The 26726-nt window shown below is 64.7% G+C and carries 24 protein-coding genes and 1 tRNA gene; 16 read left to right on the top strand and 9 right to left on the bottom strand.

Features of this window, described 5'->3' with window-relative positions; all coding sequences use genetic code 11:
• Positions 1–91 precede the first annotated feature (91 nt).
• From ACLM42_RS00545 to ACLM42_RS00530, 4 genes are read left to right on the top strand one after another with little or no spacing between them, the layout of a single operon-like run.
• A complete protein-coding gene (locus ACLM42_RS00545; RefSeq protein ID WP_415399402.1) occupies positions 92–1603 on the top strand; it encodes an ArnT family glycosyltransferase in 1512 nt (503 codons plus the stop codon).
• Positions 1570–3957 carry a glycosyltransferase family 39 protein gene (locus ACLM42_RS00540; protein ID WP_415399401.1) on the top strand — a complete coding sequence of 796 codons (2388 nt, stop codon included), beginning with the start codon at positions 1570–1572 and terminating at the stop codon, positions 3955–3957. The genes ACLM42_RS00545 and ACLM42_RS00540 overlap by 34 nt, the downstream gene beginning before the upstream one ends.
• The gene (locus ACLM42_RS00535; RefSeq protein ID WP_415399400.1) at positions 3954–5348 is read left to right on the top strand and encodes a glycosyltransferase; all 1395 of its coding nucleotides are present in this window, start codon (positions 3954–3956) and stop codon (positions 5346–5348) included. The genes ACLM42_RS00540 and ACLM42_RS00535 overlap by 4 nt, the downstream gene beginning before the upstream one ends.
• Positions 5348–6292 carry a lysylphosphatidylglycerol synthase transmembrane domain-containing protein gene (locus tag ACLM42_RS00530; RefSeq protein WP_415399399.1) on the top strand — a complete coding sequence of 315 codons (945 nt, stop codon included), beginning with the start codon at positions 5348–5350 and terminating at the stop codon, positions 6290–6292. Before ACLM42_RS00535 ends, ACLM42_RS00530 begins: the two co-directional genes overlap by 1 nt.
• Here ACLM42_RS00530 and ACLM42_RS00525 read toward each other — a convergent pair.
• Positions 6270–7505 carry a hypothetical protein gene (locus ACLM42_RS00525; protein ID WP_415399398.1) on the bottom strand — a complete coding sequence of 412 codons (1236 nt, stop codon included), beginning with the start codon at positions 7503–7505 and terminating at the stop codon, positions 6270–6272. The two genes, ACLM42_RS00530 and ACLM42_RS00525, sit on opposite strands and share 23 nt — an antisense overlap.
• 367 nt (positions 7506–7872) lie before the next feature.
• Between ACLM42_RS00525 and ACLM42_RS00520 the strand changes: the two genes are divergently transcribed.
• Complete coding sequence (locus ACLM42_RS00520) at positions 7873–9483, top strand: multicopper oxidase family protein (protein WP_415399397.1); 1611 nt, start codon at positions 7873–7875, stop codon at positions 9481–9483.
• 71 nt (positions 9484–9554) lie between these two features.
• On the opposite strand, the gene psbD is transcribed toward ACLM42_RS00520, so the two are convergent.
• The gene (gene psbD, locus ACLM42_RS00515) at positions 9555–10610 is read right to left on the bottom strand and encodes a photosystem II D2 protein (photosystem q(a) protein) (protein ID WP_185186856.1); all 1056 of its coding nucleotides are present in this window, start codon (positions 10608–10610) and stop codon (positions 9555–9557) included.
• Between the two features lie 208 nt (positions 10611–10818).
• Between psbD and ACLM42_RS00510 the strand changes: the two genes are divergently transcribed.
• From ACLM42_RS00510 to ACLM42_RS00495, 4 genes are all read left to right on the top strand, one after another.
• Entirely contained in the window at positions 10819–11046 is a 228-nt protein-coding gene (locus ACLM42_RS00510) for a hypothetical protein (RefSeq protein WP_247910107.1), read from the top strand.
• A complete protein-coding gene (locus ACLM42_RS00505; protein WP_415399396.1) occupies positions 11039–11734 on the top strand; it encodes an ABC transporter ATP-binding protein in 696 nt (231 codons plus the stop codon). The genes ACLM42_RS00510 and ACLM42_RS00505 overlap by 8 nt, the downstream gene beginning before the upstream one ends.
• A 33-nt stretch (positions 11735–11767) precedes the next feature.
• A tRNA-Asn gene (locus ACLM42_RS00500) sits at positions 11768–11839 on the top strand.
• A gap of 303 nt (positions 11840–12142) precedes the next feature.
• Complete coding sequence (locus ACLM42_RS00495; protein WP_247910105.1) at positions 12143–12913, top strand: response regulator transcription factor; 771 nt, start codon at positions 12143–12145, stop codon at positions 12911–12913.
• Positions 12914–12918: 5 nt separating this feature from the next.
• On the opposite strand, the gene ACLM42_RS00490 is transcribed toward ACLM42_RS00495, so the two are convergent.
• From ACLM42_RS00490 to ACLM42_RS00480, 3 genes are read right to left on the bottom strand one after another with little or no spacing between them, the layout of a single operon-like run.
• On the bottom strand, positions 12919–13890 hold the full coding sequence (locus ACLM42_RS00490) for a DNA polymerase III subunit delta' (RefSeq protein WP_415399395.1): 972 nt from the start codon (positions 13888–13890) through the stop codon (positions 12919–12921).
• Positions 13883–14527 carry a dTMP kinase gene (gene tmk, locus ACLM42_RS00485; protein WP_415399394.1) on the bottom strand — a complete coding sequence of 215 codons (645 nt, stop codon included), beginning with the start codon at positions 14525–14527 and terminating at the stop codon, positions 13883–13885. Before tmk ends, ACLM42_RS00490 begins: the two co-directional genes overlap by 8 nt.
• Positions 14520–16832: a heavy metal translocating P-type ATPase gene (locus tag ACLM42_RS00480; protein WP_415400193.1), complete on the bottom strand. Its 2313-nt coding sequence runs from the start codon at positions 16830–16832 to the stop codon at positions 14520–14522. The genes tmk and ACLM42_RS00480 overlap by 8 nt, the downstream gene beginning before the upstream one ends.
• A 163-nt stretch (positions 16833–16995) precedes the next feature.
• On the opposite strand from ACLM42_RS00480, the gene ACLM42_RS00475 reads away from it, so the two are divergent.
• Positions 16996–17517, top strand: a complete 522-nt coding sequence (locus tag ACLM42_RS00475) for a photosystem I assembly protein Ycf3 (protein WP_247910101.1) — start codon at positions 16996–16998, stop codon at positions 17515–17517.
• Positions 17518–17529: 12 nt separating this feature from the next.
• Here the strand turns inward: ACLM42_RS00475 and radA are convergent, their stop codons facing one another.
• Complete coding sequence (radA, locus tag ACLM42_RS00470) at positions 17530–18972, bottom strand: DNA repair protein RadA (RefSeq protein ID WP_415399393.1); 1443 nt, start codon at positions 18970–18972, stop codon at positions 17530–17532.
• Between the two features lie 124 nt (positions 18973–19096).
• Between radA and rpaB the strand changes: the two genes are divergently transcribed.
• Genes rpaB through ACLM42_RS00445 form a run of 5 tightly spaced genes read left to right on the top strand, consistent with a single transcriptional unit; the run spans position 19097 to position 23913 of the window.
• Positions 19097–19846 carry a response regulator transcription factor RpaB gene (gene rpaB / locus ACLM42_RS00465; RefSeq protein WP_247910099.1) on the top strand — a complete coding sequence of 250 codons (750 nt, stop codon included), beginning with the start codon at positions 19097–19099 and terminating at the stop codon, positions 19844–19846.
• Entirely contained in the window at positions 19827–21179 is a 1353-nt protein-coding gene (gene plsX, locus ACLM42_RS00460) for a phosphate acyltransferase PlsX (protein ID WP_415400192.1), read from the top strand. The genes rpaB and plsX overlap by 20 nt, the downstream gene beginning before the upstream one ends.
• A 31-nt stretch (positions 21180–21210) precedes the next feature.
• On the top strand, positions 21211–22245 hold the full coding sequence (locus ACLM42_RS00455) for a beta-ketoacyl-ACP synthase III (protein WP_415399392.1): 1035 nt from the start codon (positions 21211–21213) through the stop codon (positions 22243–22245).
• Positions 22246–22273: 28 nt separating this feature from the next.
• A complete protein-coding gene (gene fabD, locus ACLM42_RS00450) occupies positions 22274–23164 on the top strand; it encodes an ACP S-malonyltransferase (RefSeq protein ID WP_415399391.1) in 891 nt (296 codons plus the stop codon).
• Complete coding sequence (locus ACLM42_RS00445; protein WP_247910094.1) at positions 23161–23913, top strand: lysophospholipid acyltransferase family protein; 753 nt, start codon at positions 23161–23163, stop codon at positions 23911–23913. The genes fabD and ACLM42_RS00445 overlap by 4 nt, the downstream gene beginning before the upstream one ends.
• Here ACLM42_RS00445 and ACLM42_RS00440 read toward each other — a convergent pair.
• The 3 genes from ACLM42_RS00440 to ACLM42_RS00430 are packed head-to-tail and all read right to left on the bottom strand — an operon-like array spanning position 23855 to position 25394.
• Positions 23855–24496 (bottom strand): YdcF family protein, encoded by a 642-nt coding sequence (locus tag ACLM42_RS00440; protein WP_247910093.1) that lies wholly within the window; start codon positions 24494–24496, stop codon positions 23855–23857. The genes ACLM42_RS00445 and ACLM42_RS00440 overlap by 59 nt on opposite strands.
• A complete protein-coding gene (tsaB, locus tag ACLM42_RS00435) occupies positions 24493–25146 on the bottom strand; it encodes a tRNA (adenosine(37)-N6)-threonylcarbamoyltransferase complex dimerization subunit type 1 TsaB (protein WP_247910092.1) in 654 nt (217 codons plus the stop codon). The genes ACLM42_RS00440 and tsaB overlap by 4 nt, the downstream gene beginning before the upstream one ends.
• Positions 25143–25394, bottom strand: coding sequence for a Ycf34 family protein (locus ACLM42_RS00430; protein WP_415399390.1), 252 nt, complete (start codon positions 25392–25394; stop codon positions 25143–25145). The genes tsaB and ACLM42_RS00430 overlap by 4 nt, the downstream gene beginning before the upstream one ends.
• On the opposite strand from ACLM42_RS00430, the gene ACLM42_RS00425 reads away from it, so the two are divergent.
• A complete protein-coding gene (locus ACLM42_RS00425) occupies positions 25387–26670 on the top strand; it encodes a CCA tRNA nucleotidyltransferase (RefSeq protein ID WP_415399389.1) in 1284 nt (427 codons plus the stop codon). The two genes, ACLM42_RS00430 and ACLM42_RS00425, sit on opposite strands and share 8 nt — an antisense overlap.
• Positions 26671–26726: the final 56 nt, after the last annotated feature.

The raw sequence follows: 26726 nt of genomic DNA, 5'->3' as shown, positions 1-26726 counted from the left end.
AATGACTGGTAACAATGAGCACAAAACAGAGGGCGTTCGGTATAAGCGCCAACGCTTTGATTGGTCTCGAGCGCTGCCCTTCCTTCCGCTGTTGATCAGCGTTGCCCCCCGGAGCTACCTGGCCCATGACGAGGGGTACTACGCCCTCCAAGCTCGCTGGATCCACGAAAGCGGCCAGTGGCTCGCGCCCCTCTGGTGGGACCAACCCCTGTTTGATCGCACCATCGGCGTCCAGTGGCTGATCGCCAGTGCTCAAACCCTGTTCGGTCCCAGCAGCTGGGCGGCGCACCTGCCATCCCTGCTGGCTGCAGGCCTGGCGCTCTGGATCACCGCACGCCTGGCCAGTCGCTTACTCGGCCCGGGCCTGGGTTGGCTGAGTGCAGCCGTTCTGGCACTGACTCCCCTCTTTACCAATTACGCCCACCTCGCCAGCCAGGACATGCCCCTGCTGGCCCTGGAGCTCCTGGGGGTGCTGGCGCTGCTGCAGGCCCAGCCCCAGCAGTCACGCGGTTGGCACGTCGCCGCGGGGATCTGGTTAGGGCCGGCCTTCTTGGTCAAAGGCTTCATGACCGCCCTGCCGGTCCTGGCCCTGCTGCCCTTGCTGCTGCTCAGGCGGCGTTTTCTGCTGCGCTCAGCGGCCTTCTGGTCAGGGCTGCTGCTGGGCTGGCTTCCCGTGGGTCTCTGGCTGGGCTTGAGCCTGCAGCACTACGGAGCCGGCGTGGTCGGCGGACTGCTGGACAAGTTGCTCTTCCTCTCCGAGAGCGACGTCTACAGCGCCGGGCCCCTCTATTACTTCTGGAACATTCCGGCCAACTGCGCGCCCTGGAGCCTGCCGGCCATCGCCGGACTGGTATGGGGGCTGAAACGCTGGCGCTCAGAGCAGGGGCTCGTGCTGCTGGTCTACCCGCTCAGCCTGCTGCTGCTACTGAGTTGCTTCCGCACCAAGACCCCGTACTACGGCCTACAGCTCACGCCCTTTCTGGCGATCTGGGCCGCCAGCGGCCTGCGTCTCTTCGCGCAATCCGGGATTGCTCGGCCGCGGGCCATCGCCTGGTGCCTGGCGGGCCTCGGCGTTCTGCTGAGCCTCGCCGGGGTGCTCCTGCTGGTCCCCGGCAACCTGCTCAACCTCGAGATCCCGCCCCTCGCTCCCGCGCTGGTGGGACTAGCGGCCCTAGTCCTGGGGCTGAGCTGGGCCCTGCTGCCCCAACAAAAGACCCCAAAACGCGTCGTGGCCGCCGTCTTGATCGGTCCCTGGCTGGCCCTGAGCCTGCTGGTGCAGGGCGGACTGTTTAGCGATCGCTCCCCAGCCGTGCGCCAAGCGCTCAGCGATGTACAACTCCAAGCACTGCTGGCCGCCGAACCGGTGGCGGTGATCAGCGAGAGCGGCTTAAGCGGCCAGGCCCATGCCCAATTGATCCTCGTCGCCCTGGGCACACCGCAACTCGGTCCCAAGCTCGAGAACACCAAAGACCTCGCCCCAGGAGCCTTGGCCTGGATCGAAGCAGAGGCCCTGCAGGATTCCGCCAATCGAGACCTGATTCCCCTGGCCTCGGGCGATGATCTTGCCCCATGGACCTTGGTACGCAGCCCCAGCGGCAACTGAACAGGCGCGATGGCCTGCTGCTGCTGGCCCTCTGGCTGATCTGCCTGCTGCTGGATGGACTTTGGATTCAGCAGCACCAGGCCCCGCCGGCCTGGGACCAAGGGGATCACCTCAGCCGTGCCCTGGGCGTTTGGCAGGTGCTGAGCCAGACCGCCCCCTGGAGCGGCAGCTGGTGGCACAGCCTCTGGGCCCAGGCCCCCAGCTACCGGGGCCCGCTGACCTATGTGCTGAGCGCACCCGTTCTGCAGTTGCTCGGGCCGAGCTTCAGCAGCGCGATGGCTTCCGGCGCGGTCTTCAACGGGATCCTGCTGCTGAGCTGCTACGGCCAAGGCCGGCAACTGCACAGCCGCCGGGCCGGGCTCTGGGCAGCGCTGTTTGTCGCGGCCGCGCCCGCGTTGCTCAACCAACGCACCGACTACCTGATTGATCTGAGCCTGACGGCGCTGATGACCGCCGGCTGGTGGGTGCTCAGCCAGCGTCGCTGGTTCGCCCAAGAGCAGCGCTGGCTCTGGTCGATCCTCAGCGGCATCGGCCTGGGGCTTGTCGCCCTGACTCGGCCCACAGGCTTGGTACTGCTCTGGCTGCCCCTGCTGTTGCTGCTGCTCGGGGGCTTTCGCGAGGCCCGCCGCGGCCATTGGCAGCCCCTGGCCCAGGGGGCGACCGGAGGGCTGATCGCCTGGCTACTGGTCTGGCCCTGGTTCAGCCAGAACTGGCTGACCATCCTCAGCACGATCAACAAGGCCCGCCAGTGGGGTGTGGCCTACCAAGACGGCTTGGAGGCCAACAGCCTGGAGGGCTGGCTCTACTACCTGAAATTGCTCCCGGCGATGCTGGGCAGCAGCCTGACAGTGCTTGTGCTGGTGGGCGGAGTCATCGCCCTGGTGCAGCGCAGACCGTCACTCAAGGCAGACAAGGCCTGGCTGCTCTGGTGGTTGAGCTTTCCGCTGGGGGGCCTGCTGGTGTGCATCCTGATGACCAGCAAGGACTTTCGTTTTGTCCTGCCCCTGCTGCCGCAGCTGGCCGTGGGGCTGGGCCTGGTGGTGGCCAGCGTCGAGCGCCGCTGGGCCCCCGTTTGGCAGGCCGCACTGGTGCTCGTCGCCCTGCTGGGAGCGCTCTGGAGCCAATTCGGCTGGGGACCCAAGCTGAGCAGCTTTCCGCCCCATCGCCCGAATCCCCAGGGAGGCTGGCCCCTCGAGGCGATCGTGGCGACGGTCCGCCAGACCAGCCCCAATCAGCTCTCCACCCTGGCGGTGCTCCCCGACAGCGAGGGGCTCAACGCTTTCAACCTCGAGGCCGAAGGGCGGCGCCAGCAGTTCCGCGTGGCCGCCCGCCAGACCGTGGCCCCCAAGGAGCGGCTTGAGGAAGAACTGAGCAACTTCGACTGGTTCCTCAGCAAAGGCGGAGACCAGGGGGTGATGAGCGATGAGCGGCAAGCGCGCCAGGCCGAACTGCTGCAGAGCTCCCCGTCTTTCGAGCCGATCAACAGCTGGAGCCTCCCCGATGGCAGCGAGGCCCAGCTGCTGCGACGCAAGACCCTGAGCGTCAGTGCCAACCAGGTCAACTGCCCCACACAGATCAGCGGATCGATCAACGCGATTCCAGGCGGATTGGACGTCAAGGTCTCCGGCCCAAGCCAAGTCCTGCAGGGCTCCCGCCTGCTGCTCAACCTTGAGCAGCCCGGGCAACGGCTCGAAGCCGACCAGGCCCTGGGCCAGGGCCTGCTGCGTTTGCCGCGAGGCTGCGCCGAAGTCCAGCAGCAGCTCGCCTTCACAAGCAGCGGCGGGACCTGGAGCCCCCAACTGCAACTGCTCGAGGCCAACGGCAAGAGGAGGCCCATCAAGCTGCCGCGGGGCACCGCGGTTGACCTGCAGGCCGGGACGCAGGAGCCCGGCGCCCTGGCCGCCAACCGTGTCGCCCTGCTGCGCGGCCTCGGGGGCCAGCTGCGCCGCGGTGAATTGGACAGCCTCTTCTCCAAGGTCGGTCAGCTCAACCAGAGCGACCCGGAGCAGATCTATCTGAGCGACGCCGAAGCCATCCTGCGGGCCCGACTCCAGGACGATCCTCGTGACCTGAACGACCTCTACAGCCTGGCCCTCGCCCAGGCGCTGCAACGGCACGCAGGCGATGCGGCGCAGACCTTGACCCAGATCAAGGCCCTGGATCCCTCGAATCCGAACGCACTGCTGGGGCTTGGAGTCGTGGAGCTTTATCGCTTTCGCCCAGCACAAGCGCAGGTGGCGCTCGATCAAGCAGCGAAGATGAGCCCCAACAACTCCACCCTGCGCACCCTGCGCATCGTGGCCAGTGCCCTGCGCCTGGATCTGCCCCAGACCTTCAGCCTGCTTCGTTCATGACCACCTCGAGCCAGCAGATCCAGTTCCGCCAGCGCAACCGCACCTATTACGCCGATCTCGAGCGGCTGCATCAACTGCTGGTTCCGCCGGGGCTGCGGGTGCTGGAAGTGGGTTGTGGCACAGGCGATCTGCTGGCCCAGCTGAAACCCGCCCACGGGGTGGGGATCGAGCTGGACCCTGAGGTGGCGGCGGTCGCCCGGGAGCGGCATCCCGAGCTGAGAATCCTGGCGACCAACGCGGAGACGATGACCCCAGCGGCCATCGGCGAAACCCAGCCCTTTGACGTCATCCTGCTGCCCAACACCCTGAACACGCTTCAGGACGTGCAGGGGGTGCTGGAGCGCCTCGAGGCGTTTTGTCACCCGCGGACTCGTCTGGTGGTGAGTTTCCACAATTGGCTCTGGCAACCACTGCTGAAGGCCGCCGAACGTCTCGGCCAACGGCAACCGCAACCCCCAGAGAGCTGGTTGACCCCCAACGACGTCAACAACCTGCTGGATCTGGCGGGCTGGGAGGTACTGAAACAGGGCCAGCGCTGCTTAATCCCGCGCCAGATTCCCCTGGTTACGCCACTGGCGAACCGTTGGCTGAGCCAACTGCCGCTGATCGACAACCTGGGGTTGACCCACTGGATGGTGGCCAGACCCGCCCGTCAACAGCGGCAGAACCCCAGCGTGAGCGTCGTCATCCCCGCGCGCAACGAAGCCGGCAATATCGCCCCGGCGATTGAACGGCTGCCGGAACTGGGCCGCTTCACCGAAGTGATTTTTGTTGAGGGGCATTCCTCCGATAACACCTGGGAGGAGATCGAGCGGATCTGCGCGAGCTATCAGGGCCCGATGCGCCTGAAGAAATTCCGGCAGACCGGCAAGGGCAAGGCCGATGCGGTCTGGCTGGGTTTCGATCAGGCGGAGGGGGATGTGCTGATGATCCTCGACGCCGACCTAACCGTCAGACCGGAGGATTTGCCGCGCTTCGCCCAGGCCATGGCCGATGGGCGCGGTGAGTTCGTCAATGGCTGCCGCCTGGTCTACCCCCGCAGCTGGGAAGCGATGCCGCCGCTGAACACCGCGGCCAACCGCTTCTTTGCCGCCGCCTTCTCCTGGTTGCTGCGCCAACGGCTGAAGGACACCCTCTGCGGCACCAAGGTGATCTGGAAGGACGACTACGAACGTCTCAAAGCCGGTCGCAGTTACTTCGGGGACTTCGACCCATTTGGAGACTTTGACCTGCTCTTTGGCGCCAGCAAGTTGAACTTGAAGATCGTGGAGGTCCCGGTTCGCTATCAAGAGCGCAGCTACGGCAGCTCCAACATCGCCCACGTCAAAGAGGGTCTGATCCTGGGTCAGATGTGCCTCTATGCCGCCCGCAAGTTGAGGTTCATTCCCTGATGCGGCGCCGTTGGCTGTTCGGGCTGGTCGCAGCCCTCGCGATTTACCTCGGGCTCACCACCGCCTTTGGCATCCAGGACGTCAGCGCCACCCTGGGGGAACTGCCCTGGCGCTGGTGGATCCTGGCTCCGGCCATATGCCTGGGGAGCCACCTCGTACTGATTGGCCGCTGGTCCTATTACCTGCGCCAACTGGGCTTCCCACTACCCCTGAAACCCGCCGCCAAGATCTACGCCGCCGGCTTGGCCTTGATCGCCGCCCCGGGTCGCAGCGGAGAGGCGGTCCGGGGCCTCTGGCTGCAGCGGCGCCACGGCTTTCCACTGACCGTGGGCGTCGGCATCACCCTGGCGGAACGGCTGGCTGATCTGGCCAGTGCTCTGCTGGTGCTGAGCTGGGGTCTAGGGGAGCAGGTCTGGATCGCCATGCTGATCGGCCTGGCGGTATTGGGCGTGGGTGGCTGGGTGCTGACCCACCCGCGAGTACTGCGCCGACTGGAGCATTGGCTCGAGCGTCTGCCCCTGCATCAGCGCTGGAACGGCCTGATCCGCCTGCTGCGCGAGGCCCTGCTGGCCATGGGCCGCATGCGCCAGCTGATGAAACCCAAGCCACTGATTGTCGGCACCCTGCTGGCCTGCATCTGCTGGATGCTTGAGGCGGGCTTGCTGGTGGCGCTCTACCAAGCCTTGGGGGTGGACTTGAGCCTGCATCAAACCGCCGTGATTCGAACGGCGACCGGCCTGGGCGGCGTGATCTCACTGCTGCCCGCCGGCTTGGGCACCAGTGAAGCCACCTCGATTGGCCTGGCGATGGTTTACGGGGCCGACCGCTCCCAAGCCCTAGCCGTCACACTGCTGCTACGGCTTTGCACCCTGGCGATTCCCTGCTTGGTCGGTGTTCTCGCCTTGGTCCGGCAACCCGATCTCAGCCGTTCTGCTGAAGCTTGAGCCGTCGCTGTTCGATCAACAGCACCACGACCGCCACCAGCAGCATCAAGAGGGAGGCGTGGAAATAGTTGTGGGGAAGAAACTTACGGACATCACCTGTCGCAGGCCCCACGCCAGCCGCCATGGCGATTAGGCCGATCGAGAGCCACTCGGGGCGAGCAATGGGGCTGCATTCCAGCGAGCGAGCCGGGCACTGAGCCGCTGTCACCAGCATCGCTAGAAACAGCAGGATCACGCCGTAGCGAAGCCAGTCATGGGTGATCAAGACAAAGGGCAGCGCCACCGGCACCCAGGAGAGCCAAACGCGAAAAGCCAGGGTGCGTTCCCTCGGCCTGCGCTCCCCCATCGCCGTTAATACAGCAATGCCATAAACCAACACCGCACCCAAGGATCGAGAGACGCGCGCGAAGGTATCTCTTGGCGAATCGGAGAGATAGCGGCTGAACTCCTGCTTCACGTTGAAACTGAAAGCCACCGAGGCCGCCAATCCACCACCGTCGCGGTAGCGCAGCTGCTCCCCAGTGAAGGGATTGATTGCCACTAAGGCCTCTCGCGCCGCCTGGCCCACACTCGGAGAATCGGGTTGCTGAAACACCAGCAGAAGAGCCGCCGCCATCGCCAGTGGGAGCCAACGCCAGGGGGTGGCTCGCATCAACCAGAAACCAACCGGCAAGAGCAACAGCGCGCAGCCCTCATAGATCAGTGATGCGAGTCCATAGGAGAGCAGAACAACGACATCCCGAGCTCGGCTCTGGGCTGGGGTCAGCAGCACCGACGCCACCAGCAAGAGACAGAGCTGCAGCGGATCCAAGACCGTCTCCGCCAGGGACTTGCCGAATGGAGCGAGCAACAGCAACAGGCTGATCAGCAGCGGCGGCCAACCGGAGCTCCCCAGCAGCGTGCGCACAACGGCATACAGCAACAGCGCCAGTGCCATGAACAGCAGCAAGGCGAAAACGTTGAGCCAAACCAAGTCCAATCCCGACGGGAAGAGATGCCTCAGCAGCTCACCGGTGAACCCCCGCTTGGTGAATCCACCGACGTAGTTCTTGAGCAGCTGATTGACCCAGTACTGATCGACGCAAAAGGTCAGGGAACGCCCCGGAACCCAACACTCCGCGCCAAGGGATCCACCGCGAAAAAACTGAACCGTGGCCAGCAACAGCACCAAAACCGAGCCGGGCCAATCCAGCGCTTGCCTTGTGCTCTGCATCGGCGGGCCACAGGGAGAGGCCCCAGTCAAAACGATGCCCCCGATTCCTCAAGAGGAACCGGGGGCTCTCGCCGGGTCCGCTTTGGCGCGGAACCGTTTGATCTAGGAACGAGGCGCCGAAATCAGGCGGCGTTCTCCGCGATCAGCAGACCCTGCTTCTTACAACTGTGGGGCACGGACACCTCCTCCTGTGGGGATTGGTGTTAGCCGGCGATGCATCCGGCAACGCTTCCGCCCGAAGGGTTCTGCGTCGCCACATCACTGCTAACGGAACCCGCCAATCCTATCGAGGCTGACCAGGGGGCGGCGTTGTGAATGCGACAACGCCACGCGCTTTGCCTAGACAGCGGACAGAAGGGGTCCTTGAATGCGTCGCCGATCGTTGCTTCGACTCGGGCTGCTGGCCACGATCTTGGGGGGCTCAACCCGGTCCTGGCTGAGCGCAGCTCAGGCCAAAGCCAAAAAGAGCTGGCAGCAGTTCATCAGCCAGGCCACCTTCCAGCGTCCCCTGAACCGCAACACCAGGGTGCTCGAGATCACCACGGCACCGATCACTGTGCTCGGCAAAACCGTTGAGAGGGGCTGCATCCGAGCGAGCGATGGTCAGCGGGGCTACACCACCCGGCGGGAGCAGGGCGTGGATCTGGAGTTGGTCAACAAGCTGCCGGTTCCAACCACCGTTCACTGGCATGGCCTCATTCTTCCCAATCCGATGGATGGGGTGCCCTATGTCACCCAACCCCCCATCCCCCCGGGGGAGAGGCAACGCATTCACTACCCGCTCCAGCAGGACGGCACCTTCTGGATGCACTCCCACTACGGGCTGCAAACCCAAAGCTTCGTGGCCGAACCCTTTCTGATCCTCAGCCAGGAGCAAGAGGACTGGGCAAACCAGACGCTCACGGTGACGCTGAGGGATTTCAGCTTCACGCCTGCCGACACGATCCTCAGCAACATCGTCGCGGGCAAACGCGGAGGAGATACCGCCATGGCTCGCGCCCTGGAGACGTTCGATTGGCAGGCCGAAAGGCCACTGCTCACACAACAGTGGGATGCGACCGGCGAACGGTTGTGTTGGCGACGCCAGACAGGCAGCTTGATGCTGCCCGATGTCGTCTACGACGCACTCCTGGCCAATGAAAGGAGCCTGGACGCACCTCAAATCATCGATGTAAGGCCGGGGGACACCGTGGCGATTCGCTGGATCGCCGCGAGCGCCTTCATGAATTTCTTTCTCGACCTGGGGGAGCTGGAAGGCGAGCTCCTGCGCACGGATGCCAACCCAGTGGAACCGATCCGGGGATCGGTGTTTCAGCTCGCCATTGCCCAACGCCTCAGCCTCAGGATCCGACTTCCGGACACACCTGGCGTCTTTCCGCTACTGGCCCTGGGAGAGCGGAGCAACCTGCGCTGCGGGGTGGTGCTCCGCAGCGCCCCTGAACAGCCCATCCCGGCACTAGCGCCGCAAACGGAGCAGTGGACCGGGCCTCTCGACTTCACCCAGGACCAACAACTCAGGGCCCAGCGCCCCCTCGTCAGCAAACCCACGGACAACACCATTCCCGTGGCCCTGACTGGTCCCGCCCCTGCGTACCGCTGGGGGCTGAACAATCGCTTCTATCCCTACCGAGACCCCTATTGGGTGGAGGAGGGTCAACGGGTCGAGATGGTCTTCAGCAATCCCACCCCGATGGGCCATCCGATGCACCTCCATGGCCACGAATTTCAAGTCGTTGAAATCGACGGCCAACCGCTCTCAGGTCCCATGCGAGACACCGTCCTGGTGCCCAAGGGGAGCAGCTGCCGTATCGCCTTCGACGCGCTCCACCCTGGAATTTGGGCCTTCCATTGCCACATCAGCTATCACCACGCCCGCGGCATGTTCAACGTGCTGGCCTATCGCTCAGCCGACCTGAGCTGGTGGGACCCCAGCGGGTTTACCCATGAACAGCTGACCTTCGACGAGGTCGATCCATAGGTCAAAAAAAAGCGCCCCGTTGGGGGCGCAAGGTATCCACATCAAGCGTGGGCAGAACGAAGACGTCTTAATCAGAGAGCGTTGCCGCGGGGCAGAACCTCTTCAGGGAAGACGAAGTTTTCGTGCGGTTGGTCCGCGGGGGCCATCCAGGCGCGCAGGCCTTCGTTCAGAAGAATGTTCTTCGTGTAGAAGGTCTCGAACTCGGGGTCCTCAGCAGCGCGGATTTCCTGCGACACGAAGTCGTAGGCACGCAGGTTGAGGGCCAGGCCAATGATGCCGATGGAGCTGGTCCAGAGGCCCATGACGGGCACGAACAGCATGAAGAAGTGCAGCCAACGCTTGTTGGAGAACGCGATTCCGAAGATCTGGCTCCAGAAGCGGTTGGCGGTGACCATCGAATAGGTCTCTTCTTCCTGAGTGGGCTCGAACGCCTTAAAGGTGTTGGCCTGCTCGCTGTCCTCAAACAGGGTGTTCTCCACGGTGGCGCCGTGGATGGCACACAGCAGTGCGCCGCCGAGGATGCCGGCCACGCCCATCATGTGGAAGGGGTTCAGGGTCCAGTTGTGGAAGCCCTGGAGGAACAGCAGGAAGCGGAAGATCGCTGCCACGCCGAAGCTCGGAGCGAAGAACCAGCTGCTCTGGCCGAGGGGGTACATCAGGAAAACACTGACGAACACCGCAATCGGGCCGGAGAAGGCGATGGCGTTGTAAGGACGGATGCCGACCAGGCGAGCAATCTCGAACTGACGCAGCATGAAGCCGATCAGGGAGAAGGCGCCGTGCAGGGCCACGAAGGTCCACAGGCCGCCGAGCTGGCACCAGCGCACGAAGTCGCCCTGGGCTTCTGGGCCCCAGAGAAGAAGAAGGGAGTGGCCCATGGCATCAGCCGGGCTGCTCACCGCAGCGGTGAGGAAATTGCAGCCCTCCAAATAGGAGCTGGCAATGCCGTGGGTGTACCAGGAAGTGACAAAGGTGGTGCCGGTCAGCCAGCCACCCAGTGCCAGATAGGCAGTGGGGAACAGGAGCAGACCCGACCACCCGACAAAAACGAAGCGGTCGCGCTTGAGCCAGTCATCGAGGACGTCAAACCATCCCCGCTGCGGCGCGCGCCCTACAGCGATCGTCATGAGAGCGGCTTCATGAAGCTTTACAAGCGCACTGTACGGGCAACCAGACGTTGGCGGCGAGCCTTGGGACGATTTCCAGCACGAATGCGCAGCCGTTAAGTACTTGTACTCAGGCCGACGGCAGCCGGCGCCGCAGTTCGCCAGAGTGGGGACTGCTTGAAATCCCTCTCCAGTGTTTGTAATTGAGCTCTCTTTGAAGCTGAGCCCGATGCCCATCGCGGTCCAGCGCAAAGAGCAAAGCGCTGCGCAGGATCTCTACAACCAGATCAAACAGGCCATGGAGTCCGGGCACCCTCGCCTTCTCGAGCTGCAGTGCGAGAAAGAAGAGAGCAAGCGCATCAGCCTGCTGACCAGCGAAGTCGTGGCGGTCCAGACCTACGAAAAATCAAGCCTCGGCGGCGGCAGTAAGCGCCCCGGCTTCAGCTTCGATGGCTGAGGCTGGCGAGGGGCAGCCTTCTCTTGTTGCCAATCGCCTGGGTTTCACCTGGCCGACTGGTCATCGCGCCCTAGATCACTGCAGCTTCTCCATTCCCCGCCCTGGCCTTTGGATGCTCGTGGGCGGCAATGGCTGCGGCAAGAGCACCCTGCTGCGCTTGATCGCCGGCCTGCTGGAGCCGAGCCAAGGCCAACTGGAGCGCCCTCTGAAGCCGGCCCTGGTGTTCCAAAACCCTGATCACCAGCTGCTGCTTCCCAGCTGCGGAAGCGACATCGAGCTCTCGCTACCCAGCCAGCTCGAGGAAAGGGAGCGACTCGGACGCGTCACCAACACACTTCAGCAAGTCGGTCTCGAGGGCTTTCGCCAACGCCCCATCCACAGCCTCAGCGGCGGCCAAAAGCAACGCCTCGCCATCGCCGGAGCCTTGGCAAGCGAAGCGCAACTGCTCCTGCTCGATGAACCAACCGCGCTCCTGGATGAGACCAGCCAACAGGAGGTCATCAGCCTGATTCATCAGCTCTGCCACCGGCAGGAGGCACCGATCACGGCCCTCTGGATCACCCATCGCCTGGAGGAATTGAGCTGGTGCGATGGAGCCGCCCTCATGGAGCGTGGCAGCGTCGGCCCTTGGCAAGTCGGCAAGACGCTGCAGAGGCAGCTCAGGCCCCTTGCGACGAGGAAGGGCTGAAAGGTATGTTCTCTGGGTCCCGACAGGGAACATTCCTCGGTAGCTCAGCGGTAGAGCGGTCGACTGTTAATCGATTGGTCGCAGGTTCGAATCCCGCCCGGGGAGCTTTTTGAGAGACCCAGTCCGTGTGGCTGGGTCTTTTTGTTGGTGGCCAGCTGCAACCGAACGAGGCTTCACAACAAACGCCCCGGAATCGCAACCCAGAAGACGAAAGAAAAGCTGAAGATTCACCGCTCTGGGGTTTGGGGTAATTCGAGCAAATCCCTGATCAGCACTGAAATCAGACCGTCCTTAGCCCAAAGACAAGAACAAGCGTTGTTGTGCAGAAGCACAAAAAGCCGCCGAGAATGCCTGCGGTGAACTTCGGCCCTTCACTGAAACCGCGACCCGTCAACCCAGGAGCCAGTCATGAAGCCATGCATCCTGCTGATTGAAGACGACGGCGACATGCGCGAGCTTGTGGCCGGACACCTTGAGCACAGCGGCTTCGACGTGCAACGGGCCGAAGACGGCATCAAAGGCCAGGCCTTGGCACTGCAGTACACCCCGGACCTGGTCCTGCTGGACCTGATGCTCCCCAAGGTTGACGGGCTGACCCTCTGCCAACGGTTGAGGCGAGACGAGCGCACCTCCCGCATCCCGGTGCTGATGCTCACGGCGCTGGGCAGCACCAAAGACAAGGTCAGCGGCTTTAATTCCGGAGCGGACGACTACCTCGCGAAGCCTTTCGATCTTGAAGAGCTCCTGGTGCGCATCAAGGCGCTCCTACGCCGCTCCGATCGCGCCCCGCTCTCGACCAAGCACAACGAAATCCTCAGTTACGGCTGCCTGACCCTGGTCCCCGAGCGCTTCGAGGCGATCTGGTTCGACGAACCCGTACGGCTGACGCACCTGGAGTTCGAACTGCTCCACTGCCTGCTCCAGCGCCACGGCCAAACCGTTGCGCCCTCATTGATCCTCAAAGAGGTCTGGGGTTACGAGCCGGACGACGACATCGAGACCATCCGAGTGCATGTGCGTCACCTGCGCACCAAGCTCGAGCCCGATCCCCGCAAGCCCCGCTTCATTAAGACCGTCTACGGCGCCGGCTATTGCCTGGAACTCCCTAGTGGGGCCAATCAAGAGGAGCTCGCCCAACTGGTCCAGCAGGCCCGAGACAATCGCCGGACCGCCGCCTAAAGGGTTCAGGCTCCAACCCCTGAAAGAGCCAGTAACGCCACCTCCCAGGCCAAGCGCGGCTGGACATAGCTGCGCAGTTGGGCCCTGAGCTGCTCTAGCCGCTGCACGGGTCGCGGGTCCTGATGTTGACGCCAGAGATGAAGCTGCCACCAATCGAGCAGCCAGAGCTGCTGCTCCACATCCAGCACCTCACAAAGGTCACGGGCCAGCGAGAGGGCCAGCAGCGGTGTCTGCACCCCGTCGGGAGCAGAAAACGCACTGCAGCGCTCAGTTAAGCCCTCCGGCAAGGCCTGCCATTGGGCCCGTTGCTCCAGTAAGGCACCGGGGGAGCCGGCCGCCAGTTCAAGCAATTCAGGCGGATCTCCGGCCTGCTCGGTTCCCCCATGGCCGTGGCGCTGGAGAACCTCCTCAAGTAGCTGCGGCTCAAGACGCGCAAATGGAATCGACTGACAGCGCGATCGAATCGTGCTGAGTAACCGATCCGGAAAAGCCGTCAGCAGGATCAGCATCCCGTCCCCGGGCTCCTCCAGGGTTTTCAACAGCGCATTGGCCGCACCCTCAGCCATGGCCTCCACGGTCTCCATCACCACCAGGCAACGGGAGGACTCCACGGGCCTGCGAGCCAAAAACTGTGAGACGGCCCGGACCTGCTCGAGGCGCAGCTGCGGAGGTGCCTTGCGGCTGACTCCAGCGGCCTCGGCCTGGGAAGCGGGTACCAGCTGCCCCTTGTCGGAGTAGCTGGGCTCCACCCAAAGCAAATCGGGATGGTTGCCATCCTGCAGCCGACGCCTCACCGAGGGGGAGCCATCCAGACCTGCAATCACTCCCTCCAGGAAGCGCAACGCCGCCAAACGTCGACCGACCCCGTCGGGACCGCAAAACAAGTAGGCCGGTGCCAGGCGCTGTTGCTGCAGACCAGCCCGAAGCAAGGCCACCGCTTGGGATTGCCCCAGCAGATCCTCGAAGAGTTCAGCCATCGCGTGTGCAGGCGTCGTGGATGGCGGCCTGCAGGGCCCGGCTGACAGCCTCGGGGGATTGACTGGCCTCGATGCGGCACCAGCTGTGTTGCTGGGCCAGGGCACTGAAGCCAGCACAGACGCGCGCGAGGAAGGCCTCGCCACTGGCTTCGATGCGATCAGCCTGGCGATGGCCTCGGCGCCGCAGGGACTCCGCCAATGGGATCTCGAGCAGGGCCGTGAGATCGGGTTGCACCCCGGCGGTCGCAATCCCAGCGAGCTGATCAATCAACTCCAAGGACAAGCCGCGGCCATAGCCCTGGTAAGCCGCCGTCGATCCGACAAAACGATCACTGAGCACCCAATGCCCCGCCGCCAGGGCCGGGGCGATGCGCTGCTGCACATGCTGGGCGCGATCGGCCGCATAGAGCAACAACTCCGCTGTGGACTCCGGTGCCGCTTCTCCAGGGGGATGCAGAAGCAGTTGACGCAGGGCCCGCCCGAGAACTGTTCCCCCCGGCTCTCGGGTGACCAGCAATTGAGCCCCCTCAGGCATCAAGCCGCTGCTCGGCAACCACTGTTTGAGGGAGTCGATCTGAGTGGTCTTCCCGCAGCCATCAATGCCCTCCAGCACCAGAAAGCGTCCCCGCTTAGTCATGGCGCCCCAAGAGCAACGCGTTCACAACAACAGTGATTGAGCTCATCGCCATCAACAGAGCTGCCAGCGGTGGTGACAGCACGACGCCAAAGCCTGGCAGGAGCACCCCAGCTGCGATCGGCAACACCACCAGGTTGTAGCCGAAGGCCCAGATCAGGTTTTGGCGCACCTTGGCCATGGTGCGGCGGGCGAGGCGCAGCGCCATTGGAATCGCCTCCAACCGATCCCCCAGCACCACCAGATCGGCGGTGTCGATGGCGATCTGCGTTCCGGTGCCAACCGCAATCCCCAAATCCGCCGCGGCCAGTGCCGGAGCGTCGTTGATGCCATCTCCCACCATTCCGACGGGGTCGCTGGAGGCCTGGCGCGCCTGATCGATCCGCTCGAGCTTCTGCTGAGGGAGGAGTTCCCAGGCCAACTCCCGCAGCGGCAAGCCCAGTTGGAGCGCCAGGTGCCGCACCGGCGCCTGGCGGTCCCCGCTCAACAACCCCAACTGCACCCCCATTGCCCGCAACTGAACCAGGGCCTTTGGGGCATCCGCTCGCGGCTCATCATCCAGGGCAATCAGTCCCTGGAGCTGGCTGGATCCCGAGGCATCGGTCAGGGCCACCGCCACCACGGTCGCGCCCTGCTCTTCCTGCGCGTTCCACCAGCGCCTCTGGTCCTCCGCTATCTCCACTCCGTCCTTCAGCAACCAGGCCGGACGCCCCACTCGACAGAGGCCATGGCCCTGCACCTGAGCGCGGACCCCATCACCCGCCAAGGTGCAGGCCTCACTGACCTCCAGCAGCGGGAGCTCCAACTGCTGCGCCCGCTGCAGCAGGGCATGGGCCAAGGGGTGGCGGGTCTGGGCCTCCAGGCTGGCCGCCAGCTGAATCAAGCTCGATTCGCTGCCCTCCAGGCCAGAGCGCTCCACGGCCCGCACCGTGGGGCGGCCGACCGTGAGGGTCCCGGTCTTATCAAAAAAGAGGGTGCGCAGATGGGACGCCGCCTCGATGACATCACCACCGCGAAAGAGCACCCCGGAGCGGGCCGCCAAACCACTGCCCACCGTGATCGCTGTTGGCGTCGCCAAGCCCAAGGCGCAGGGACAGGCCACCACCAGCACGGCGATGCTGAGTTGCAGGCCCAAAACGAAGGGGGTTTCAGCACCCAAGCCCAAGCTTTGGTGGCCGCCGTGCTGGTGGATGGAGGGCGCAGCGCTCAAGACGTGGGGCCAGAGCTGAGCACCGATCAACCACCAGAACAACAAGGTGACCAAGGCCAGCAGCATCACAACGACGCTGAAGCGCCCCGCCACCCGATCGGTCAGGGTCTGAATCGGAGCCTTCCGTGCTTGCGCACTTTCCACCAAGGCAATAATCCGCGCCACGGCGCTCTCGCGGCCGGGGCGCAGCACCTCCAGCTCGAGACTCGACTGCAGGTTCAAGGAACCCGCTGCGAGCTCCTGACCAACACCAGCCACCAATGGCAGGGGTTCCCCGGTGAGGCTGGAGACATCCAAGCTCGAATGCCCCTCGAGCACTCGGCTGTCCACGGGGATCCGATCCCCAGGCAGGACCCGTAGCCGATCCCCCGGACGCAGGGCACCCACGCGGACCGACTCGACCCGCGCCTGAGCGCCACTGCCCAACAGCAGCAGCGCCTCATCGGGTTGCAAACGGGCCAACTCCTGAAGTGCGCGTCCTGTGCGGAACCGCGCCCTTTCCTCCAGGAAACGCCCCATCAAGACGAAGCCCAGCAGCATCACCGGCTCGTTGAAGAAGCACTGCCAACCCACGGCCGGCCAGAACAGGGCCACCAAGCTGGCCAGGTAGGCGCTGCCCATCCCCAACCCCACCAGGGTGTCCATCCCAGGGGCACCGGCCCAGGCCGAACGCCAGCCCTGAACCAAAATCGGACGACCCGGCAGCAACAGGGCGATGGTCGCCACCAGCGCATGCAGGCGGATGTCCGCCAAGGGGGGCAAAGGCAGCTGACCAGCTTCCGCCAGGTGTCCGGAGACGGAGAAGACAAGGAGCAGCAGCGCCACCATCAACTGGCGCCAGCGCTGCCACCAACTCTGCTGCTGCTGCCGCTCCGCCAGGCTCAGAGGGCGATCCTCGTCATCGAGGTTGCGCACCGCAGCCCTGTAGCCCATCGCGGCCAGGGACTCAATCAAGGGCTGGGCCGGCTCCGGCATCGCGGTCTCAGGGTCCAGACCAACCCAAGCCGTTCGGTTCAGCAAATTGACACTGGCCTGACGCACCCCGGGTTGGGCCAGCAAGCGCTGTTCCACCGCGCGGACACATCCGCCGCATTTCATACCCTCCACATCCAGCAAGAGCGGCGCCACCGGCTGGGCTGCTGGCTCAAGGTCAGGAGACACGCAGGCAGAGAAGGGATACCCAAGCTAGGGAGTTCTCACGGTTAGCCCCTGATCCGCGGGGCGCAAGTCAGGATGGGGCCACGAAGCTCAGGTGCCTGCCGTGCCCCGCTCCCAGCGCAACGACAACTTCATCGACAAGAGCTTCACGGTGATGGCAGACCTGATCCTCAAGGTCCTGCCGACCAACCAACGGGCCAAGGAAGCGTTTGCCTATTACCGCGATGGCATGAGCGCTCAGGCCGACGGGGAATACGCCGAAGCGCTGGACAACTACGCCGAAGCCCTGAAGCTCGAGGAAGACCCCAACGACAAGGCCTTCATCCTCTACAACATGGCGCTGGTGTTTGCCAGCAACGGCGAGCACGAAAAGGCTCTGGTGCACTACGGCCAAGCCCTGGATCTCAACAGCAAGATGCCCCAGGCGCTGAACAACATGGCGGTGATTCACCATCACCTGGGCTCGATTGCCGAGGAGCAGGGCGAGACCGATGAGGCTGATCGCCGCTTTGATCTCGCGGCGGACTTTTGGGGCAAGGCCATTCGCCTGGCGCCCAACAACTACATCGAAGCTCAGAACTGGCTCAAGACCAGCGGTCGCGGCAGCATCGACGTCTACTTCTGAGTCGACGTCAAGTTAGGCCCTGTCATCGGCAGGGTTGACCCCAAGGGCGGCCACCAGAGCTTCAGCGACACTCCCCGCCTCATGGAGCTGCAGATCCAAGCCAGCCGCAAGCCGTCCCAAGCCTGAGCCCTTGGGGACCACGGCTCGGCTGAAGCCCAGACGGGCCGCTTCCTGCAGTCGTTGCTCCAGCTGTCCCACGGGCCGCAACTGCCCCCCCAGGCCGAGTTCTCCGACCAGGACGGTCCCTGGCGGCAGGGTCAGATCGCGATAGCTCGCCACGACAGCGGCCGCAACCCCCAAGTCCGCGGCGGGCTCCTCCACGTCCAATCCGCCGGCCACGGCCAAATAGCAATCGAAGCGGGACAGGGGAAGACCCAGGTGTTTCTCGAGCACCGCGAGGATCTGGTGCAGGCGATTGGTGCCAATCCCAGTGGCGGTGCGCCGGGGACTGGCATAGCTCGTGGTACTGACCAAGGACTGGAGCTCCACCACCAGCGGACGGGTGCCTTCGCAGGCGACGATCGTCGCCGTTCCAGCGCTGGGCTCATCACTGCCCAAAAAGAGCTCGCTGGGATTGAGGACCTGAGCCAGGCCCTGGCCGCGCATCTCAAACACGCCCAATTCATGGGTTGCCCCAAAGCGGTTTTTCACCGCCCGCAGCAAGCGATGACTGGCGAAGCGATCCCCCTCAAAGGTCAGGACCGCATCCACCAGGTGCTCGAGCACCTTGGGCCCCGCCAACATTCCTTCCTTGGTGACATGGCCCACCAAGAGCAGGGCCGTGTTCTGACGCTTGGCGATCCGCGCCAAGGCGGCTGCACATTCCCGCACTTGGGCCACTGAACCCGGGGCACTGCCCAATTCCCCGTCATGCAGAGCCTGGATGCTGTCGATCACGGCGACGGCGGGCCGCAGCGCCTCCAGCTCCTGAAGCACCAACTCCAGATCCGTCTCCGCCAAGAGCTGCAGACCGGAGGCACTCTCCTGCTGCGGCGGGAGCTCCCCTTGCTCCTCCGCCAGCCGACGCCAGCGCAGCTTCACCTGCTGGGCCGATTCTTCAGCACTGACATAGAGAACGGAGTGACGGGCCGCCATCGCCTGGGCGCTCTGCAATAGCAACGTGCTCTTGCCAATCCCGGGATCCCCCCCCAGCAGGACCAGCGAGCCAGGCACCAGACCACCACCAAGCACCCGGTCAAACTCGCTGTAGCCACTGCCGAGGCGCTGAAGGGGGCGATCACCAACAGCCGCGATCGGTTCGGAGCGGCGGGGTGCAGCCGGAATCGGCGCATCTGCATCGGCCACCGGGACCGGACGGCGGCGGCGGTTATCGCTCGAAGGGGTGGACTGCTCCACCAGGCTGTTCCAACTGCCGCAGCTGGAGCAGCGCCCAAAAAACTGGCGGGTTTGGGCTCCGCAGCTCTGGCAGACGTAGGTGCTGGTGGTGCGAGCCAAGGCGCTGTGGAGGGCGGATGGATGAAGAAGGTGTATGACGAAAGGTGGGTTTCGTCGAACACGAACCACGAATGACCCCTTCAGTAGGTCTAATCACTTAGTAATGGCCACCCAGACTGGCGCAATGACGGCCTCTTCCGCTCCAGCCAAGGAAACAATTCTGGTCGTGGATGACGAGGCCAGCATCCGCCGCATCCTGGAAACGCGCCTCTCAATGATTGGCTACCAGGTGGTCACGGCCTGCGATGGCCAGGAAGCACTCGAAGCGTTTCGAAACACCAACCCCGACTTGGTGGTGCTCGACGTGATGATGCCCAAGCTCGATGGCTACGGCGTCTGCCAAGAACTCCGCAAGGAGTCCGACGTGCCCATCGTGATGCTCACGGCCCTCGGCGATGTCGCTGACCGGATCACGGGACTGGAGCTTGGCGCGGACGACTACGTGGTCAAGCCCTTCAGCCCGAAGGAACTCGAAGCCCGCATCCGCTGTGTGCTTCGCCGGATCGACAAGGAGGGCGCCGCCGGAATCCCCAATTCAGGCGTGATCCAGATCAACGCGATCCGCATCGACACCAACAAGCGCCAGGTCTTCCGCGGTGATGAGCGGATTCGCCTGACCGGGATGGAATTCAGCCTGCTGGAGCTGCTGGTGGGCCGCAGCGGCGAACCCTTCAGCCGCGGCGAAATCCTCAAGGAGGTCTGGGGCTATACCCCCGAACGCCATGTGGATACCCGGGTGGTGGATGTTCATATTTCCCGGCTGCGCTCCAAACTGGAAGACGATCCGACCAACCCCGAGCTGATCCTCACGGCTCGAGGCACCGGTTATCTGTTCCAACGCATCGTTGAAGCCGTTGCCCCAGAATCCAACTGACGCGACTGGCCAAGGCTCATCGAGCCGCCGGAGCCGCCCGAAGGCCATTCGGCGTCTGGTGATTTGGTACCGGCGTAATACGGCCGTTACCAGCCTGGTGGGTTCAGCCTCAGCCGCCGGCACAGCCGCGGGCTCGATGGCTGGCTCCGTCGTCAACACAGCAGGGACAGCAGCTGGAGCAGCCGGTGCAGCGGCCAACACCGTGTTGCAGCCCTTGGTGTTTGACCCCCTGCGGCGACTCCAGCAGGGGGTCGGCGGTGTCGATGGCGAAGCCATCAACGACGCCGACCGTCTCTGGGTCGCGGTCGATGGCATGGGCGGCGACTACGCCCCAGGCCCCATCCTCGAAGGCTGCCTGCGGGCCGTACGCCTGCTGCCGGTTCGGGTGAAGTTCGTGGCCGAAACAGCGGCCATCGAGGCGGCCGTTGCCGAACTCGAACTGGGCGAAGACCTCCGTGAGGCGCAGCAACAGGGACTGATTGATCTGGTTCCCAGTGGCCCGTCGGTGGGCATGAACGAAGAGGCCACGGTGGTGCGCAAGAAGCGCGACGCCAGCATCAACATGGCCATGGATCTGGTGAAGGCCGGAGAGGCCACAGCCGTCTACTCCGCCGGGAACTCCGGGGCAGTCATGGCCTCCGCCATCTTCCGGTTGGGCCGACTCAAAGGGATTGATCGCCCTGCCATTGGTGCCCTCTTCCCCACCAAAGATCCAGCCCAGCAGGTCCTGGTGCTCGATGTCGGCGCCAACATGGACGCCAAGCCCAGTTATCTGCACCAGTGGGCTCTGCTGGGGAACATCTACAGCCGGGACGTTCTGCAGGTCCAAGAGCCCCGCATCGGCCTGCTCAACATCGGCGAGGAGGAGTGCAAGGGGAACGATCAGGCCCTCAAGACCTATCCCCTGATGGCGGCTGAAACCCGCTTCCGTTTTGCCGGCAACTGCGAGGGCCGTGATGTCCTCTCTGGCGACTTCGATGTGGTGGTCTGCGACGGCTTCACCGGCAACGTGCTGCTGAAGTTCCTTGAGAGCGTCGGCAGCGTCCTGCTGGATGTCCTCAAGGCTGAGCTGCCCCGCGGCCGCCGCGGCAAGGTGGGCTCCGCCTTCTTGATGAGCAACCTCCGGCGGATTAAGAAGCGCCTGGACCATGCCGAACATGGCGGCGCCCTGCTGCTGGGGGTTAATGGCGTCTGCGTCATCGGCCACGGCAGCAGCAAAGCCCTCTCCGTCGTCAGCGCTCTACGCATCGCCCATTCCGCCGCAAACCACGGTGTGATGGACGACCTGCACCGGCTCAGCGAAGCCGAAAATGAGACCGTCGCCTGTGGTTGACTGAGCCCCACCGTCTCGGGCTAGTCCACACATGACCAGCGCTGCCAAAGCCGGGACCCCTCAGGGCCCCTTGGGCATGGCCCTGGTGGGTTGTGGCAGTGCTGTGCCGGTGAACCAAGTCAGCAACGAGCAGCTCAGTACCCGGGTCGACACCAGCGACGAGTGGATTCGAACCCGCACCGGCATCGGAGCCCGGCGGATTTGCAATGCCGATGAACCCCTCACCGTGATCGCCACCCGAGCGGCCAAGGCCGCTCTGGAGCACGCGGGCTGGCAACCGGAGGATCTGGACTTGATCCTGATGGCCACCTCAAGCCCGGATGACCTTTTTGGAACAGCTCCCAGGGTTCAAGGCGCCCTAGGGGCCCGCAACGCCGTTGCCTTTGACCTCACCGCCGCCTGCAGCGGCTTCCTGTTTGCCCTGATCACGGCCGGCCAATACCTGCGTAGCGGCGCCATGCGCCGAGCCCTGGTGATCGGCGCCGATCAGCTCAGCCGTTGGGTGGACTGGGACGATCGCACCACCTGTGTGCTGTTTGGCGATGCCGCAGCTGCGGTGGCGGTCGAAGCCTGCCCCGGCGAACAAGACGGTCTCCTGGGCTTCCGGATGCGCTCCGACGGCAGTCGCAATGGCTGCCTGACCTTGGCCCAGACCGAGACCCACCACCCGGTGCTCGACGGGGTCAGCGCCCAGCGGGGGGGCTTTGCACCCCTGCGTATGAATGGCCAGGAGGTCTACAAGTTCGCAGTTCGCGAAGTCCCCGCCGTCCTCAAAGAGCTGCTGGAGACCACCGAGACCGAAGCCGACCAGCTCAATTGGCTGCTGCTGCACCAAGCCAACCAACGCATCCTGGATGCGGTGGCGGATCGCTTCAAGATTCCCCACGAGCGCGTGCTCAGCAATTTGAGCAACTACGGCAACACCTCGGCCGCCACCATTCCCTTGATGCTGGATGAAGCGGTGAAGGACGGCCGGATTCAACCCGGAGACCTGATCGCCAGCAGTGGATTTGGTGCCGGACTGAGCTGGGGCGGAGCACTGCTGCGCTGGAAGGGCCCCGCGTAGGCTCCCCCCGTCACTTCAACGCGCGGCCATGGGTAACGCCTGGGTTTTCCCTGGACAGGGCTCTCAGAAAGTGGGCATGGCCGCAGGGGTACTGGAACTCCCTGGTGCCAAGGCGCGTTTCGAGGCCGCCTCCAACCTGCTGGGCCGCGACCTACTGGCGATCTGCAACGGCGAGGCCGATGGCGAGCTCAGCGAGCTCAACGACACCCGCAATACCCAGCCTGCCCTGTTTGTGGTGGAAAGCCTGCTGGTGGATGGCCTGAAGGCCCAGGGCCGCAGCGCCAATCTGGTGGCTGGCCACAGCCTCGGGGAACTGGTGGCCCTCTACGCCGCCGGCGTGTTCGATGCCGAGACGGGCATCCAGCTGATGAAAACCCGAAGCGAACTGATGGCCGCCGCCGGAGGCGGAGCCATGACCGCTGTCATGGGGTTTGATCGCGGCGAACTCGAAACGCTGGTCAAGGCCACCGAAGGGGTCGTGATCGCCAATGACAACAGCAGTGCCCAGGTGGTCCTCTCGGGTAGCCCTGAAGCCGTGGGCAGCGTGAGCAGCCAGCTCAAATGCAAGCGGGCCATTCCTCTGGCGGTGAGCGGAGCCTTCCATTCCCCCTTCATGGCGGAGGCCGCCGCCGCCTTCGCCACCACCCTGGAGGGCGTGAACTTCGCCGACGCCTCGATCCCGGTGCTGAGCAACACCGACCCCACCCCTGAGACCAGCGGCGCAGCCCTCAAAGAACGCCTGCGCAGCCAGATGACCACGGGTGTGCGCTGGCGAGAAACCATGGAAGCCATGACCGCCGCGGGCATCAGCACCGCCGTGGAGATCGGCCCTGGCAACGTCCTCAGTGGCTTGATCAAGCGCAGCACCGAAGGCATCAACAACGCGCAAATCGCCACCGCCGCCGATCTGGGGCTGTGAATCGCCCTGTCAAAGCGGTCAAACGTGTCCTGCGCCGCCGCAAACCCGCCGAACCGCCGGCCCTGATCCGCACCCCGCGGCCCAGCCTCACCTACCGCCTGGTGAGCTACATGCTGGTGTTCCCGATCTACCGGCTCCTGTTCCGTGGCCGCACCGCCGGCAACGGAAACGTGCCCATGGAAGGAGCCCTGGTGGTGGTGGCCAACCACGGCTCTCACCTGGATCCGCCCCTATTGGGCCACGCCCTGGGACGCCCCGTGGCGTTCATGGCCAAAGCGGAACTCTTCAAAATTCCCCTACTCGGACCGATCATCCGCGCCTGCGGGGCTTATCCAGTCTCCCGCGGCGCCAGTGACCGCGAAGCGATCCGCACCGCCACCGATCGACTCGATCAGGGCTGGGCCACCGGAGTCTTCATCGACGGCACCCGTCAAAGCGATGGACGGGTGAACAACCCCCAGGCCGGAGCAGCCCTGCTGGCCGCCCGCGCCGGCGTGCCTCTGCTGCCAGTAGCGATCATCAATAGCCACCGAGCCCTGGGCACCGGCTCACGCAGCGCCCGCCTCGTACCCGTCCACATCCGGATTGGTACGCCGATCCCGCCACCGGCTTCGCGCAAACGGGCGGATCTCGATCAAGCCACCGCTGCCTGCCAGGCCCAGATCAATGCCCTGCTCGATCAAGGCCTGATCAGCGGCCCCGCACTTCCTCCAGCAGCGGACCAAAACGCTCTGCCGCCCAGTCCCTAAGGTCCCGGCCGCTCACCACCCAGAGGGCGGCCCGAACCCCATCCCCCCAGACCTTGCGCCAGTCCTCGGGGAAACAGCGGTTTCCGCAGGGCACCGCCAACGGCGTCAGACCAATCCCGCGGCTTCCCGCGATCACACGACCCACCATCAGCGCCCGGTCCATGTGATCACTACTGGTCACCAGGAGCACGTGGCGGATCCGTGCGCGCTTGAGGTCATCCACCACGGAGGTGAAGTTGCTCAGGGTGTCCGTCGCCCGGTAGTCCAGCAGCACCCGGCTGTCGTCGAGGCCGCGACCGCGGAACAGCCAGTTGGCGTACTCCGGGTTACTGCCGCCGCTGACGATCACGGGGAGGCCATCACGCTTGGCGACTTCAGCGCCGACCCGCTCACGCTCCACATCGCCGCCCAGCACCAGCACCAACTCCGGCGGCGGCAGGGACGGGAACCAAAGGCCTCTGCTGCTCCAACCAACAGTCAGCAGAGCCACCAGAAGCAACAGGCGGCGGGTTCTGCCGCGGCGTCGCGGGCGGCGGCGCCTCGTGCGTGGCCGGGATCCAGTTGGACGCTGGGCTTGGGTCATCCCAGATCCACCGGGCTGGTCGGATAAAGCGGAAGAACGGTGTCCCAGGGCCCCGGCAAGACCGCGGCATGGGCCAATCGCCCCAGGGCCAGCAGCTGCAGAACGTCCTGCTCCGCCTCGACCACCGCAGCAGCTGCTGGCTCGCCTCCACTGGCGGAACCGGGCCACTGCTCCTCGGGACGGAACAAGCGGGGCTCCACGGCCTCACTGATCCCACCCAGGACCGAGTCATCCAAGCGGTAGGCCCCCGCCACGATCCCCCGGCGGGGCAGGGTTTGCTGCAGCCAATAACGGGACTGATCCGGACGCAGGGCCCCCGCCGCCGCCAGGCGCCGGGCCATCAACAAAAAGCTGCTGAAACCGTGCAGAGGAATCTGCAGCTGCTGGGCCAAGGTGCGCGCCAGGACGACGGTGAGGCGGGTTCCTGTGAATCCACCAGGTCCTGTGGCGACAACAATCCGAGCCAACTGGGGCCACCGCTCCGCAGGCAGCAGCTCCTCCACGCAGGGGAGAAGGTCATTGGAGAGCTGACGCCCCAAGGGGAAAGTGGCGCACTGCGGAGCCGCGTCCTCCTCCTGGAGATTGCAGAGACCCACCCCCAGGGTTTCACTTGAGCTGTGGAGCGCCAGCAGTAGGGAGGGTGCGCTCATGTGGGCAGCAACTCCCCCGGGCAGAGCCGCTGCCAGCGCCCACGCTCGAGCTCAAAACTGCCGCAGGCGCGCACGTCCCACTCCACACCGACATCCGCCGGGCCGAGCTCCCGCACCTGCACATGGATCTGGGGCTCGGTGGGGACGAACTGCGGATCGCAGCAGAGGTGCGCCGCCCCGTGCTGACGCTCCACTGCGTGGTAGGCCTGGCACTGGTCGACCCAGCGGCAGTCCACGCAGATGCACATCTCCAGCGTCAGCGCAGATGGGCTCATTGTGCCCGGCTCTGGCGGTTCTGCAGCGGCAGCGGCCTGGGGCGCCTTGCGCGCCGAGGACTGGCCTCTTCCCCTCTCGGCTTTTCCGGCCGATGCCGCCCTGGTGGGTGGTGCCGTCCGCGATGCCCTGCTGAATCGCCTGAGCCCTACCCCCGACCTCGACCTGGTGGTGGCCGGGGACGCGATTGCCCTCTGCCGAACGCTGAGCAAGCGCTACGGCGGCAGTCCTGTGGTGCTGGATGCGGAGCGCGACATTGGCCGGCTGGTGATCCGCGGCTGGAGCGTGGATCTGGCGCGCCGCGAAGGCCAAAGCCTGGTGGAAGACCTGCAGCGGCGGGACTACAGCATCAATGCCATGGCCCTCCCGCTAGCCCAGCGGCATGAGCTGGTGGACCCCCATGGGGGGTTGGGACATCTGCGGGACGGTCAATTGGTGGCCCTCACCGAAAACAACCTGCTGGACGATCCCCTGCGCTTGCTACGGGGCATCCGTCTGGCGAGTGAACTGGGCTTCCAGCTGGAGACCACAACAGCGGAATGGATTCAGCAGCACCGCCACAAGCTCACCGGCGTGGCGGGGGAGCGGATCCTGGCGGAACTCGAGAAGCTGTGCCAGAGCCCTCAGGGCCATCAGGGGCTGCAGCGCTGCCTGGACTGGGACCTGCTGGCCCCTTGGCAAGAGCGCGGCAAACCACCTGTCCCCCTGGAGCCCCTGACGCCCCAACGGGCGCAGGCCCTGGGTTTCAGTGCAGACGAATGGCAAGTGGCCGGGCCACTCGCCCGCATGAGCGCCGTCCTCGATGGCCCTGGCCTGCTGCAGCTCAAAAGCAGCCGAAAGCTGCAGCAGCGGGTGCAGCGCCTGCGGCGTTGGCAGCAGCGGCTAGGGCCCGAGGCACCGGGGACTCGCGCCGAGAGCCTTTCGGAAGCGGAGCGGCTGCAACTGCACCGAGACCTCGCCAGCGATCTCCCAGCCTTGCTGCTGCATTGGCCAACCGAAGCGGCCAACACTTGGCTCAGGCGCTGGCGCGACCCAGAGGACCGGCTGTTTCACCCCAAACCAGCGATCAATGGCGACCAGCTGCAACGGGAGTTAGGCCTGAAAGCCACACCTCAACTGGGATCACTGCTGCAGTTCTTGATGCTGGAGCAGGCCTTTGGTCGCCTCAGTGGCACGAATGAAGCCCTTGAGCGTGCACGCCAATGGCTGGAGCGTCAGCCATTTCGCCAAGGAGAGGGACCCCCGCCGTGATTAACTTCACTATGAAAGGCGTTATCAACGACCTGAATCCAGCCAGTTAGGGCACA

Origin of the sequence: Synechococcus sp. W4D4 (assembly GCF_047716805.1) — a bacterium.
Lineage (GTDB): Bacteria > Cyanobacteriota > Cyanobacteriia > PCC-6307 > Cyanobiaceae > Vulcanococcus.
This window is presented reverse-complemented; position numbering and strand designations above follow the sequence as displayed.

Excerpts from the sequence above, each read along its gene's own strand:
- ACLM42_RS00440 (WP_247910093.1), bottom strand. The coding sequence starts at position 24,496 with ATGACCCAAGCCCAGCGTCCAACTGGATCCCGGCCACGCACGAGGCGC.
- ACLM42_RS00425 (WP_415399389.1), top strand. The coding sequence starts at position 25,387 with ATGCACATCTCCAGCGTCAGCGCAGATGGGCTCATTGTGCCCGGCTCT.
- ACLM42_RS00490 (WP_415399395.1), bottom strand. The coding sequence starts at position 13,890 with ATGGCTGAACTCTTCGAGGATCTGCTGGGGCAATCCCAAGCGGTGGCC.
- ACLM42_RS00510 (WP_247910107.1), top strand. The coding sequence starts at position 10,819 with ATGCCCATCGCGGTCCAGCGCAAAGAGCAAAGCGCTGCGCAGGATCTC.
- ACLM42_RS00525 (WP_415399398.1), bottom strand. The coding sequence starts at position 7,505 with ATGCAGAGCACAAGGCAAGCGCTGGATTGGCCCGGCTCGGTTTTGGTG.
- ACLM42_RS00505 (WP_415399396.1), top strand. The coding sequence starts at position 11,039 with ATGGCTGAGGCTGGCGAGGGGCAGCCTTCTCTTGTTGCCAATCGCCTG.
- ACLM42_RS00495 (WP_247910105.1), top strand. The coding sequence starts at position 12,143 with ATGAAGCCATGCATCCTGCTGATTGAAGACGACGGCGACATGCGCGAG.
- rpaB (WP_247910099.1), top strand. The coding sequence starts at position 19,097 with ATGACGGCCTCTTCCGCTCCAGCCAAGGAAACAATTCTGGTCGTGGAT.
- tmk (WP_415399394.1), bottom strand. The coding sequence starts at position 14,527 with ATGACTAAGCGGGGACGCTTTCTGGTGCTGGAGGGCATTGATGGCTGC.
- ACLM42_RS00530 (WP_415399399.1), top strand. The coding sequence starts at position 5,348 with ATGCGGCGCCGTTGGCTGTTCGGGCTGGTCGCAGCCCTCGCGATTTAC.
- fabD (WP_415399391.1), top strand. The coding sequence starts at position 22,274 with ATGGGTAACGCCTGGGTTTTCCCTGGACAGGGCTCTCAGAAAGTGGGC.
- ACLM42_RS00540 (WP_415399401.1), top strand. The coding sequence starts at position 1,570 with ATGGACCTTGGTACGCAGCCCCAGCGGCAACTGAACAGGCGCGATGGC.
- ACLM42_RS00430 (WP_415399390.1), bottom strand. The coding sequence starts at position 25,394 with ATGTGCATCTGCGTGGACTGCCGCTGGGTCGACCAGTGCCAGGCCTAC.
- ACLM42_RS00520 (WP_415399397.1), top strand. The coding sequence starts at position 7,873 with ATGCGTCGCCGATCGTTGCTTCGACTCGGGCTGCTGGCCACGATCTTG.
- ACLM42_RS00455 (WP_415399392.1), top strand. The coding sequence starts at position 21,211 with ATGACCAGCGCTGCCAAAGCCGGGACCCCTCAGGGCCCCTTGGGCATG.
- psbD (WP_185186856.1), bottom strand. The coding sequence starts at position 10,610 with ATGACGATCGCTGTAGGGCGCGCGCCGCAGCGGGGATGGTTTGACGTC.
- tsaB (WP_247910092.1), bottom strand. The coding sequence starts at position 25,146 with ATGAGCGCACCCTCCCTACTGCTGGCGCTCCACAGCTCAAGTGAAACC.
- ACLM42_RS00535 (WP_415399400.1), top strand. The coding sequence starts at position 3,954 with ATGACCACCTCGAGCCAGCAGATCCAGTTCCGCCAGCGCAACCGCACC.
- ACLM42_RS00480 (WP_415400193.1), bottom strand. The coding sequence starts at position 16,832 with ATGAAATGCGGCGGATGTGTCCGCGCGGTGGAACAGCGCTTGCTGGCC.